General features: G+C 36.2%; 12 protein-coding genes and 1 pseudogene. 3 read left to right on the top strand and 10 right to left on the bottom strand.

The window, feature by feature from the left end; translation table 11 throughout:
* Window positions 1–22: 22 nt before the first annotated feature.
* Entirely contained in the window at window positions 23–1,093 is a 1,071-nt protein-coding gene (gene xerS / locus GOM46_RS04305; protein ID WP_006150680.1) for a tyrosine recombinase XerS, read from the bottom strand.
* Window positions 1,094–1,339: 246 nt separating this feature from the next.
* Window positions 1,340–1,579 carry a zinc-ribbon domain-containing protein gene (locus tag GOM46_RS04300; protein ID WP_025170022.1) on the bottom strand — a complete coding sequence of 80 codons (240 nt, stop codon included), beginning with the start codon at window positions 1,577–1,579 and terminating at the stop codon, window positions 1,340–1,342.
* Between the two features lie 152 nt (window positions 1,580–1,731).
* Between GOM46_RS04300 and GOM46_RS04295 the strand changes: the two genes are divergently transcribed.
* Together GOM46_RS04295 and GOM46_RS04290 are read left to right on the top strand one after the other, a co-directional pair.
* Window positions 1,732–2,745, top strand: coding sequence for a hypothetical protein (locus tag GOM46_RS04295; RefSeq protein WP_235083277.1), 1,014 nt, complete (start codon window positions 1,732–1,734; stop codon window positions 2,743–2,745).
* Between the two features lie 514 nt (window positions 2,746–3,259).
* Window positions 3,260–3,570, top strand: a pseudogene (locus GOM46_RS04290) (transposase); the annotation flags it as partial.
* Between the two features lie 391 nt (window positions 3,571–3,961).
* On the opposite strand, the gene GOM46_RS04285 reads toward GOM46_RS04290, so the two are convergent.
* The 8 genes from GOM46_RS04285 to GOM46_RS04250 form a co-directional block, all read right to left on the bottom strand.
* On the bottom strand, window positions 3,962–4,705 hold the full coding sequence (locus GOM46_RS04285; protein WP_006150728.1) for a CPBP family intramembrane glutamic endopeptidase: 744 nt from the start codon (window positions 4,703–4,705) through the stop codon (window positions 3,962–3,964).
* 61 nt (window positions 4,706–4,766) lie between these two features.
* Window positions 4,767–6,317 (bottom strand): ClC family H(+)/Cl(-) exchange transporter, encoded by a 1,551-nt coding sequence (locus GOM46_RS04280; RefSeq protein ID WP_006150668.1) that lies wholly within the window; start codon window positions 6,315–6,317, stop codon window positions 4,767–4,769.
* Window positions 6,318–6,332: 15 nt separating this feature from the next.
* Window positions 6,333–7,112: a ribonuclease HII gene (locus GOM46_RS04275; RefSeq protein ID WP_006150723.1), complete on the bottom strand. Its 780-nt coding sequence runs from the start codon at window positions 7,110–7,112 to the stop codon at window positions 6,333–6,335.
* Window positions 7,099–7,950, bottom strand: coding sequence for a ribosome biogenesis GTPase YlqF (gene ylqF, locus GOM46_RS04270; protein ID WP_006150686.1), 852 nt, complete (start codon window positions 7,948–7,950; stop codon window positions 7,099–7,101). The genes GOM46_RS04275 and ylqF overlap by 14 nt, the downstream gene beginning before the upstream one ends.
* 145 nt (window positions 7,951–8,095) lie before the next feature.
* Window positions 8,096–9,070, bottom strand: a complete 975-nt coding sequence (pta, locus tag GOM46_RS04265; protein WP_006150671.1) for a phosphate acetyltransferase — start codon at window positions 9,068–9,070, stop codon at window positions 8,096–8,098.
* An 18-nt stretch (window positions 9,071–9,088) separates the two neighbouring features.
* Complete coding sequence (locus GOM46_RS04260) at window positions 9,089–9,979, bottom strand: RluA family pseudouridine synthase (protein ID WP_006150719.1); 891 nt, start codon at window positions 9,977–9,979, stop codon at window positions 9,089–9,091.
* Window positions 9,976–10,794, bottom strand: a complete 819-nt coding sequence (locus GOM46_RS04255) for an NAD kinase (RefSeq protein ID WP_025170024.1) — start codon at window positions 10,792–10,794, stop codon at window positions 9,976–9,978. The genes GOM46_RS04260 and GOM46_RS04255 overlap by 4 nt, the downstream gene beginning before the upstream one ends.
* A complete protein-coding gene (locus tag GOM46_RS04250; RefSeq protein WP_006150695.1) occupies window positions 10,778–11,449 on the bottom strand; it encodes a GTP pyrophosphokinase family protein in 672 nt (223 codons plus the stop codon). The genes GOM46_RS04255 and GOM46_RS04250 overlap by 17 nt, the downstream gene beginning before the upstream one ends.
* Before the next feature lie 133 nt (window positions 11,450–11,582).
* Here GOM46_RS04250 and GOM46_RS04245 point away from each other — a divergent pair, with 133 nt between their 5' ends.
* The gene (locus GOM46_RS04245; protein WP_235084127.1) at window positions 11,583–12,152 is read left to right on the top strand and encodes a CYTH domain-containing protein; all 570 of its coding nucleotides are present in this window, start codon (window positions 11,583–11,585) and stop codon (window positions 12,150–12,152) included.
* Window positions 12,153–12,224 lie beyond the last annotated feature (72 nt).

Below are 12,224 nucleotides of genomic sequence, written 5' to 3'. Positions count from 1 at the left end.
ACATAAATTATATTATGTGCCATTACAAACTATCCAAGGCATTTTTCTGTTCATCATTAACAATATGGGTATACAAGTCGGTAACTTGTGTGCTGGCATGTCCCAGCTGGTGGCTGACCAAAACTTGTGACTTGGTGGCATCATAGAGACGAGTTGCTAATGTATGACGTAGTTTATGGGGTGTCACGCGGACTTTGAAGTCTTCCGAATACTTAGCCACCATCTTTTCAACACTAGAAGCATCAATTCGGTTTGGAACACCTCGATACAAGGTCAGAAATAGGGCTGTATCAGTCTTTTCTGTCTTGTAACGTTTGTCTCGAATAGCAAGATATTGCTCTAGATAAGGCTTAGCAAAGGCAGCAACATTGACCGAGTCACGTTTTCCACCTTTTCGAGTGACGTCAATGACCATCATCTTAAGATTGAGGTCACGAAGGTCTAGGTTAACGGCTTCAGAGAGACGGACGCCAGAGGCGAGAAGGAGTGCGATAATGGCTAAATCTCGCTCTTTATTCTTATTAAAAGAGGATAAAGCGCGATTAGAGAGAGTTTTAGGATATTCCTCATCGATATAATTCAAAAATCCCTCTGTTTCATCGCCTAAAAAGAGCTTTTGCTTGATATTTTCAGCTCGGGCCGCCAAGGTTTCTTTCTTTTTCTTGGTAGCTACCTTCTTCATGACGTTGCGGTAGAAATAAGGTTCTCCTTGCTCATTTTCAACTTCCTCAGTCAAATACTTATAAAGGCTAGACAATGCTGATAATGTTCGATTAATAGTTGTTTGGGAGACACCATTCTTTGTCGTATTAGCATTGAGTAAAGGACGTTCACGTAAGTAAAGAATAAAAGATTCCATGTCTTTCTTGGTCATGTTCTCAAGAACATTCAAAGGAATATTAGCCATGGTGTCAGCATTCGATATACCAGATTCCAAGACCCAGGTAAAAAATCGATCGTATTCCTTTAAGTATTCGTACAAGGTCGTAAAACTGTATGGAACAGCTAGTTTTGATTGATAGTATTCCAGGACGTACCAGGGCATGACTTGTTTGAGTTTATCAATCCGTTCTAATAAGATTTCACGTTTCATGTTTTTCTCCAAATCTTTCTATACTAGTAGTATAGCATAGTCAGATATATTTTTCAAGAAAATTATAGTTTTTCGGAAAGATGTAATAGGTGATATATGCAATATCTAAATCTTGCTAGTGTAACCCAAAATTTTTTTTAGCCATTTATACTCAATTATGTACTTTATTTAAGTGAACACTAGAAATTTTGACTACTCTCAATTCAGACGAAAATGTACTTTATTTAAGTGAAAACTAAAAATTTTTCAAATGTACATTTTGACAATTTTAAACTGTATAAAATGTTCTTGCTTTCTTCTGTAACCTTTGCAAATCGAACATGCCTTTTTATTTCGTTTTCTGTACGTCATTCTTTCTTTAACTTGAATTTTATAACGATGATCTGAGCTTTCCTGACATATCCACCATACAGACATATTACTCAACTCTGTGATTTCAGTTGGACTTTTTATTAGGAGGTTATTTACATAATCCCACTCATTCATTAGACTTTGTTGAGTTGTTGCCAAGTCGTTAAATTCTTTTAAAACTTTTTGATTTATGCACAAGTATGTAAATATTGTAAAACAATTTCAAAATGTGGTAGACTAGATATGAATTTTGATGGTCGATAATTAGGTCAGAAAAAAGGTTACAGATGGAAAAATTAGTTTTTATCGGAATGCTAATGTTCTTGGCAGTTGTGTTTATTGGAATATTGTTTTGGCTGCGTTATAGAATGAAGAACACCTTTGAGAACGGTGTTCCAGTGTACGATGCCCCAGCAAACAATCAGACTAGGACGAGTAAGCTAAGCGTAGGAGAGTATGCAGTGCACATAGTTTTAATACTAATTAGCGCTGTAATTGCCTTTAAGGTCATGGGCATGTTCCGTCATGGGGCGGCGCCAATTGGTGCTGCTATAATCACGCCTTCTATAATGTCGCTTTTCGATGCACGAAGGAGAACCGGGAAATCTTGGATAGGTATCGTTGCAGTGCTTATGGTATTCGTTTTTTTGATGTTTGTATATATAATTATAGGTCTACCTGATAACGCACCTCCACTTAAAATTGACGGAACTGAAATTCATCTTACAGAGACTAAGATTTCGGATTTGATAGACCAGGGGTTTGAAATCTATGTGTCAAATGGTAGACATGATTATCCTAATTATAATGAGCTTTTGACAACGGAGAGCTATTCTAAATACCAAGGAGCTGGGGTTAGCGTACCAAACGGCTTTAAGTCATATGACTCAGCAGTTACGCGATCTACCTATCTTCTTGTAAAGAAGAATGTAGTTCTCGGATGTATAGGTGTTTACGGAGATAAGAGGAAGAATACGGAGCTGAAGGACTGTGTAGTTACGCAGGTTTGCTTCGATTCTGAGTGCACAGCTGTTGCCAAAAAATATGGAATTTCATATAATATAGATGGTATAGATTTGCTAAAGAAGCTTGACGAAAACGAGTTCACGAAAGTATTTGGTAAAAAAATATGGCTGACTCCAAGCGAGCCAAGAGATGAATATTTGGGTCATTATGGCGTGCAGTGGGGATCAGGTAACAATGAATTCTTTTGGAATCATTATTTTATGAATTTAAACCTTGATTCGAATAATGATATAGTTAATTTCAATTTTAATTCTAATATTGCAGCAGAGCGATAGAAGAATTTGCAGGGATAATTAGGCAAAATGAAAAATAAAAAAGTACTAAGTAAGACAAAGTATGCTATTTATCTTCTGATGGTCCACCTTATATGCATACTTTTCACTATAAGCAAAATAATGATACCTTCATGGGGTCACTGGTTAGAGACGACACGCTTTCTTTGGACAAGCTTTCCTGTCTATGTATGCGTGTTAATAGCTGTTTTCCCAATGATATGCTTTTGGCCATATTTGATTAGTGCAGATTTTAAGCCAGGTACATCAAAAACCTTGCATGCGACTTTTGGTCTAATAGTAGGTAACGTGACTCTGATTTTGATATATACGACTATTTTGCACAAGGTATTATAGGTATAAAAAAATCCCTTTATAGGGATTTTTTGATTGCTTCAAGTAGCTCGTCATATTCTTCAAATGCTGGAACCTCAGGATGCTCCTTCTTGATTGATTCGGTGCTTCTAAACAAGAATCCTTGTGGGTGTCTCCTTGAAAGAAGTCGGTTTAATCGACTGTCAAGGCAGTTGATGACTTACTAGAAAATTGTTCTCAACCCTATGTTTTAGCTGATTTAGCTTATCTTAGCTATGAACTCAGAGAACAGTTGAAACAGAAAGGTTACCATCTTTGGACGCCTTTACGTCAAAAGATGGTAAGAGCTAAACAACATAATCATTGGAAACTAATGGCTATGAGACGGAGGACTATTGAAACTCGATTTTCAGAACTTTGTGCTTTTTTTTGATGTCGAACAAACACCAGCTAGAAGGCTTAACAGGATTGCAGTTGAGAATGGAGCAAATTGTACTGACTTATAATCTTTGATACTTTGAGATTAACTAGCACCACGAGTAAAAATCTATATCTTACTATCAATAAGACCTTAAATGAGTAGCAAAAAATGTACAATTGAACTACTACTTCTTCTGCACCTATTAGATTAAAAATGTACAAATCAATTCCTTAAATCAGATGATGTTATGAACTAGAAAATATACAAAATAACACTTCAAAATAATGTACAAAATAAAAATAAAGTACACTCCTTAAAGAATGTACTTTATGCTTCTAATTCAGTTGTATCAATAGTTTAGCTCACGTTAAGTCAATTGTACATAAACTTTTAGTTTTGCTAGTGTATAGTTTGTAACCAAAAATTTTTTTGGTTTTGGAGTTTTATATTTCATTTTATTAAGATGAAAGTTTACTAATACAATCAGTTACGACTATACTCTTCTTTTTTATTCATTACCATATAGCACGAAACTAAGATGACGAAGATTTTTATCAAGTAAGTTTCGTATTGATTAGTATCTATGGTTAGTTGAGACAAGACATTAATAATTGAATGAGTCATTACACAAATCCAGAGATTGTTTGTTTTAATATATAGTGCTGATAGTATGAAAGAATTTGTCAGTAATCCAATTAAAAACGGCGTCAATTGTAATATTGCCAGAGAACCATCTATGTAAAAGTACAACAGATGCCAAATAGCCCAACTAAAAAAGGTTAAGATTGTTGAGAGGAAATACGGCAAATGTTCTTGTAAAATTGGTTGGAATACATATCGCCATCCAATCTCTTCTATTCCTCCAAATAAAATAAATTTGAAGAACATCAAAAAAGGGAGATACCAGCTAAATTCTAACATTTTCCCACCAAACAATATGAAAGAAAAATCAAATACAATTAGGAAGAAAGATAATAAATAGTGTTTATAACTAGTATGAATGTTAAAAAAATCTTTTAAAATCTTCTTAAAATGAATATGAAAATATCGATTAGCAACAATTATTCCCCAAAGAGCTGAAGAAATTCCACCTAGAATGATTCCTGAAATAGTTAATACATTAGACTGAACAGAGTAACGATTCAATAGAAAGAAAACTAGACAAACTGATACTAATTGGATAAATGTTCCTAGCAAATATACCAAAATTGCCTTATTTTTTTTCATAGAGAAACCTTTCAAAATATATTATAACTTTACGTAATAAAAATTATGTAAATCAACACTTCTATAAAAGCAAATCTTTCACTTTTCCAATTTCACTTTTTGGAATCACGAGATGAATCATATCACCTAGATACATCCTTGTAGATCCATTAACAGTCTTACTTTTACCGTTATGTACTTGGGTTGTGATAAGCACATTATGAGGTAAATTGAGTTCATGTACTTGTTTTCCAGCTATTTTGTCTGAAACAGGGATTTCTATCAGTGTAACTTCTCCATCATCAGTTGCTGATTCAGGTAACATTTTTTCTAGCATGGCTTCATATACGGGCGCTCCTTTGAGCAAATCCATAACAATATAAGCAACTAGGGTCACCATACCTAAAGGCATGAGATTACGGATATCACCAACCATTTCCGTCACAAGAATCATAGCTGTCAAAGGTGCTTTTGAGATAGCTCCAAAATAACCACTCATCCCAAGGATAACAAAGATAGGAAATTGCTGCTGGGTAACAAGGCCAAGATTGACACAAATAACACCGACCAGAGCACCAAGTAAAGATCCTAAAGCTAAAATTGGTAAGAAAATACCACCTGGCAGTCCACTTCCGTAACTGATCATGCTCCAGATAAAGCGAATGATAAAGTAAAGTAAGAGAATTTGAAAACTATAATCTTGTTCTGTTAAGGATAAGACAACCTGATTGCCTCCACCAAGTATTTGAGGTAGAAATATTCCAACTGGAATGATCAGGATAAAAGCAAAAATTGGATGATAAGCTTTATCAATGTGAACCTTTTGGCCAATCCAATCATAGACTTTTCCGACATTTAGAACGGCTTTTTCATAAAGGAAACCTGAGAGTCCAAGAAAAATCCCCATAACAAGATAAATCCAATATTGACTCAAACTCATGAGAGGGATGTCATCCGGCATATCCAAAACAGGTGTTAAGCCGAAGATGAGAAGAGAGACAAAGTTTGCTACCAGACTGGCTGCCAGGGTTGAAACCCAGAAAAATCGTGAAAAATGGTGATAAACTTCTTCTACTACAAATAATAACCCTGCAATCGGCGCATTAAAGGCAGCAGCAAGTCCAGCAGCAGCTCCACTCGCGATTAAAGAACGTTCTTCGACAGGGCTAGACTTGAGCCACTTAGCAATTCCTTTACCTCCAACAGCACCTAGTTGAATACTTGGACCTTCACGCCCGAGCATGAGTCCGCTCGCAATGGCCAAGATACCTAGAATGTATTTCTTCCATAGCACACTCCACCAATTGAGAGACATGAGACCTTTTAACTCCGCTTCAACTTGAGGAATACCAGAACCTTTGATATCTTTTTCTGAGCGTGTTAATTTGGCACTAAGCAAGCAAATTAGAATATAAAACAATAAAATGATCAATAGATTTCGAAGTAGATTTTCTTGGTCTAGATATAGTCCTTGAACGACATGAAAGCCTTTTTCAATCAAAAAACGAAATGACCCAACAATAAGTCCTACGACTAATCCAACAATAATACCTCGCCCTACTTGAGCTAATATCGTACTGGACGCGAAGGCAAATTCTTTCTTGGAACTAAGTATTTCCGACTGTTCCTCCATAATTCTCTCCTTTAATTATCTTTTACTAGTTTCTGAAATGATAGATTTAATCGGTTCAAAACTTGTACGATGAATGGGTGTAACTCCGTACTTTTCAATACCTTCTAGATGCTTAGCAGTACCATAACCAGAGTTTTGAGAAAAATCATAACCTGGGAATTCCTGATCATAGTTTGCCATGATTTTATCTCTGGTAACCTTAGCAATGATCGATGCTGCTGCAATGGATAGGGAATTCGCATCTCCTTTGATGATGGATGTCTGAGAAATCGGCAAATCCAACTTCATTGCATCAATCAAAAGGTGTTCTGGTTGAGGGTCAAGCTGAAAGATAGCTTCTTTCATAGCTAGTTTAGTTGCTTCATAGATATTGACCTGATCAATGACTTGATTGTCCATAATTCCAATACCAATTGCTAGTGCATTGTCCTTAACGGCCTGAAAAATCTCCTCGTGTTTTTTCTTAGGAATCTTCTTACTGTCATTCAAGCCTTTTATTTTACGATTTTTTGGCAATATGACTGCTGCGGCAACGACAGGCCCAGCTAAGGGACCACGACCAACTTCATCTACACCCGCAATTAAACTAATACCTTGAACGTAAAGTTCTTTTTCATAAGATAACATGGCTTCTAAGCGGAGATTTTCATCAATTTCAGCTTGAATAGATTTCTTACGCTTTTTAATTTCCTTTTGTACACCAGTACGAGAATCTTTTTCAAATTTCTTAAACAAGGGATTTTCAAGTTCAGTTATCTTTGCTAATTCTTCTTTTATTTCTTTAATCGTTGCCATCGAGATCATCCAATGTATCTAAGGTATAGTTACCTAGTTTTCCGTCACGAACTTCCTTAACAAAGAGATTATAGAAGCGATCGTAATCATCACGGAAACCAAGGATACGTGTCATATCCATGATGATTTCAGGAGCTTCATCGTCCAGATTCATTTGTTTAAAACGTTCTTGAAGCTTTTCAGGGTAATGTGTTTTAAAGTAATTAAGACCAAAAATCGTCACTTCATCCATTGGAAGCAACTGATCTTTGATAGCTCCAGTTAAAGCCAACTTTAAAGCAACGGTTTCATCTTCAAATTTTGGCCAGAGAATCCCTGGAGTGTCCAAGATTTCCAAATCTTTATTTGTTTTGAGCCATTGTTGGCCCTTTGTCACACCTGGTTTGTTACCAACTACAGCAATTTTCTTACCAGCCAAACGGTTCATCAGAGTTGATTTACCAGCGTTTGGAATACCGATTATCATGGTACGCAAGGTTTCAATTTGAATCCCACGTTCTTTTTGACGAGCGATTTTATCTGCCATAAGCTTTTTGGCAGCGTCTGTAACCACTTTAACTGTAACTTGCTCTTTTGAATTAATGGCTAGTGTTTGTATTCCTTGTGCTTCAAAGTGTTGACGCCATTCTTTTGTAAGGGTTGGGTCAGCAAGATCTGCCTTGTTTAAAATCAGGAGACTTGGTTTATCTCCTACAATTTTAGTCAGCATTGGATTTTGACTTGACAAAGGCAAACGTGCATCTACTAAAATTGTCACAAAATCAACAAATTTTAAATTTTCCTGAACCTGTCTTCTCGCTTTTGACATATGGCCAGGAAACCATTGAATAATAGCCATTCTATTTCCCTTTCTTCATACAAACTTAATCGATAAATCATAGATGATTACTATCTATTTTACCATAATTTAGCTAGTTTTGCAGGGTGTTAGACAATTAAAAGACTAGAAAAGCCCCTCTTAAAGAAGTGGGGCTTTGGAAATTTTATTGGTAAATAGCTTGTGCTGCAGTGATGAGAGTAAGATTATAAACATCATCTGAGCTACATCCACGTGAAAGGTCATTAACTGGCTTATTCAAACCTTGTAAAACAGGTCCTACAGCTGAGAAACCACCTAGACGTTCTGCAATCTTGTATCCAATATTTCCTGCTTCGATACTTGGGAAGATGAAGACAGTTGCATGTCCAGCCACTTTACTTCCTGGAGCTTTCAAAGCTGCTGTTTCAGGGTGGAAGGCAGCGTCAAATTGCAATTCTCCATCAATTTCAAGGTCAGGACGCAATTCGTGTGCACGTTTAGTAGCTGCTACCACTTTATCAACGTTTTCACCGAAACCAGAACCTTTACTTGAGTAACTTAACATTGCAATTTTTGGCTCGATACCAAACATTTTAGCTGTGATTGCTGAGTTAATAGCAATTTCAGCTAGGGCATCAGCATCAGGATTAATGTTGATTGCACAGTCTCCGAAAAGATAACGTTCTGAACCACGAGTCATTAAGAAAGCGCCTGAAGTACGAGTTACATTTGGACGAGTTTTAATGATTTGAAGTGCTGGGCGAACAGTTGCAGCAGTTGAGTGAAGTGCACCTGAAACCATACCGTCAACCAAGCCCATATAAACTAGCATAACACCAAAGTAGTTAACGTCTTCACTCAAGAGTTTAGTAGCTTCTTCTTCTGTTATCTTACCGTTACGACGTTCTACAAGAGAAGCAACCATATCGTCAAATTTATCGTAATGATCTGGGTCGATGACTTCATACCCCTCATGAATTCCTTCGATTTCAAGGTAGATTTTGATTTTTTCAGGTTTACCAAGCAAAACTGGGATAACATCTGTTTCTTTCACCAAACGTTTTGTAGCTTGTAGGATACGAGGTTCTTTCCCTTCGGGTAGAACGATGCGTACATTTTTACCAACTAGGTTGGTTTTTAGACTTTCAAAAACTTCCATGAGTTTTCTCCTTTAATATTAATTAATTGATAACTTAGTTATTAAATTCTTAAAATCATCTGGCAGCGGAGATGATATTTCCAACTGTTCTTCAAGAAAAGGATGATAAAAAGATAAGAAATGGCAATGTAGCGCTTGACGCTGTATGCCATGCTCTAAACTTCCGCCATAGAGGTCATCTCCAAGTAAGGGAAAACCAATATGTGAAAAATGAACACGAATTTGGTGTGTTCTCCCAGTATGTAATCGAATATCGACTAAATGTATGTCTCCATAGGATGCTATGACCTTGTATTCTGTGTGAGCATATTTACCACCTTTAGCTACACGCCTTGTGATGATAGAATCTTCGTCTCTCGCAATGGGAGCTATGATATTTCCTTCTGGTTCTAAAATACCTGCTCCTTTTACAAGAGCAAAGTACCGTTTTTCAATACTTTTTTTCTGAAGTTGTTTATCTAGCCTTGCATGAGCATATCCATGTTTGGCAAATAGCATCAAACCAGACGTGTCTCTATCTAATCTAGTTACAATGTGCACTTGCTGATTCTCGTAAACTTGTTTTACGTAGTAACCTTTAATAAAATTAGCAATAGTATTTGAGTGATTAACACTAGGAATAGAGGCCACACCGAATGGTTTGTTCAGAATTAGAAAGTGGTCATCTTCAAACAAAATATCCAAGGGATAATCAATTGCTTCCAGTGTCTCGAAACCTTCTTCTGGAGGAATATCAATGACAACCTCATCCCCAATATCTAAGAGGTAGGTAGCGTTCTGCGGATGCCCATTCACCCGAATATCACCACCTCGAAACTTAATCTTGGCAAGTAAACCTTTGGAAACTTCATGTTTCTTTAGAAAGGTTTTTACCTTAACATGTTCGTCGGCAATAAATTGAAACCTCATTCGTCCACCTCACCAATAAAGGCATCCTTAACTCGATTCCAAAAACTGGTGTGGCTTGGAGTGGCAACGAAATGAATCTTGTGGTGGTCGATTTGGTACTCTATTTTTTCAATATTTCGGAAAGAATAGATACTATTATCGATAGAGATAGTATGATAATCATTTCGAGTTGGTATTAGTTCGATTTTATCTTTCTTAGGAACAATGATTGAAGAACCAAGTGTTCGATAAATTCGATTATTCAGACTAGCAATTTCCGCCAATTGTAATGCTTCTATGGTCGGATGTAGGACAGCACCACCAAGTGATTTATTATAGGCTGTACTTCCTGTTGGAGTTGATACAGTCAATCCATCACCTCGAAAGCGTTCGAAGGGGACGTGATTTATCACGACATCAGCAACCATAGTTCGATCTGCTCTACGAATACTAGCTTCGTTTAGAGCACGGAAGATTTTAACTTCACCATTTTCTAGATAAATTTTGACATTTAATAATGGATACGAAACCTTAGCTCCTGTATCCAACTGTAAATTAGTAACTAGCTGATCTAATTCAAAGTCTCTATAATCAGTATAGAAACCAAGATGTCCCGTATGAACCCCAACAAAACGAACCTTATCTAACTGATCTTCATACTTGTGAAAAGCAGATAGAAGCATTCCATCTCCTCCAATGGAGATAACAATATCAGGATTTTTATCATTAAGTATAAAATTATGCTTCTTCAAATGATCCTTGAGTTCGTACAACACTTTTCTACTTTGAGGTTTACGGTTGGCGATCAGATCAACCCTTTTACCTGTATTCTTCATCTGTATCGTCACTATTTCCTACCCCGTCATTTAATTTCCGATGCAAAGGATCAAAGAGTGCTTGTGCTTCTTGAATGTCATCTCGAATCTTGCTCATTTCCTCGTCTAGCTGATGAGAAATTCTAGCGGTAATCTCAAGCCTTTCCTTAATTTCTTCTGGGAAATCTCCTTGATATTTATAGTTGAGTGAATGTTCAATCGTCGCCCAAAAGTTCATTGCCAAAGTACGAATTTGAATCTCAACTAAGATGGTTTTTGCACCATTTATGGTATCGACTGTATATTCAATAACTACATGGTAAGAACGATAACCTGACGCCTTACGATGAGTGATATAATCTCGTTCTTGAACAACTCTCATATCCTGTCTTTTACGAAGGATAGATACAACCTCATTCACATCGTCTACAAATTGAACCATCACACGCAATCCTGCAATATCTTGCAAATCTTGTTCAAGCGTGTCATAGGTTATTCCACGACGAACCATTTTTTCTTTGATACTTTCAATAGGTTTCACACGCCCTGTTACGAATTCAATTGGTGAATGTCGATTTTGTTTGCGGTACTGTTTTCGAATCCCCCGTAGTTTTATTTTTAACTCGCCAACAGCTTGAATGTAAGGATCTAAAAATTCTTCCCATTCAGTAATCATAGATTTTATAGATTCACCCCTCTTTAGCTACAATATTCATTTACTCTTTGATTTTCATTTGAAAATCATATACAATAAATACAGTTATTATTATACCATAAATCGCTTTCAAACAAAATAAAAGGTTCTCAAAATGAAACATTTAGAAATAGAATTAAAAACTCTTCTAAAAAAAGAAGACTATATAAAATTAAAAGAATATTTTTCGGATATTACTCCTATTACGCAAAACAACTACTACTTAGATACTTGTGACTATAAGCTACGTAGCAATAAGATAGCCATGCGTATTCGGACTTTTGAAGATAGCGCTGAATTAACTATAAAAATTCCTCAAGCTGTAGGCAATATGGAATACAATCAAGCTCTCACTCTAGAAGAGGCAAAGAAATGTTTAGAGGAATGCAAACTTCCTCAGGGTATGATTTTAGAAGAACTTTCAAATCGAGGTGTTTCACCAAGTGGATGGCTTGTTTTAGGTTGTTTAACCACTGTTCGTTATGAGAAAGAGACCTCTATCGGACTGATGGCATTAGATCAAAGTACCTACTTCGATGTTGTTGATTATGAATTAGAGCTGGAAGTCGAAAATGGAGACCAGGGAAGTCTTGATTTTCAGGAGTTTTTACAGGCAAATGATATCGAATACAAGAAAGCACATTCAAAATTAGTACGATTTATAGAAAATATGAAAAAATCCTGAAATAATCAACTTTTTTTGATAAAATAAAAGAGATAAAAAATATTAGAATCTGTAACAGAAAACACTTGTTTT

Origin of the sequence: Streptococcus infantis, assembly GCF_021497965.1 — a bacterium.
GTDB lineage: Bacteria > Bacillota > Bacilli > Lactobacillales > Streptococcaceae > Streptococcus > Streptococcus infantis_B.
Note: the sequence above shows the minus strand (reverse complement) of the source record. Positions and strands in the feature narration are given on the sequence as shown.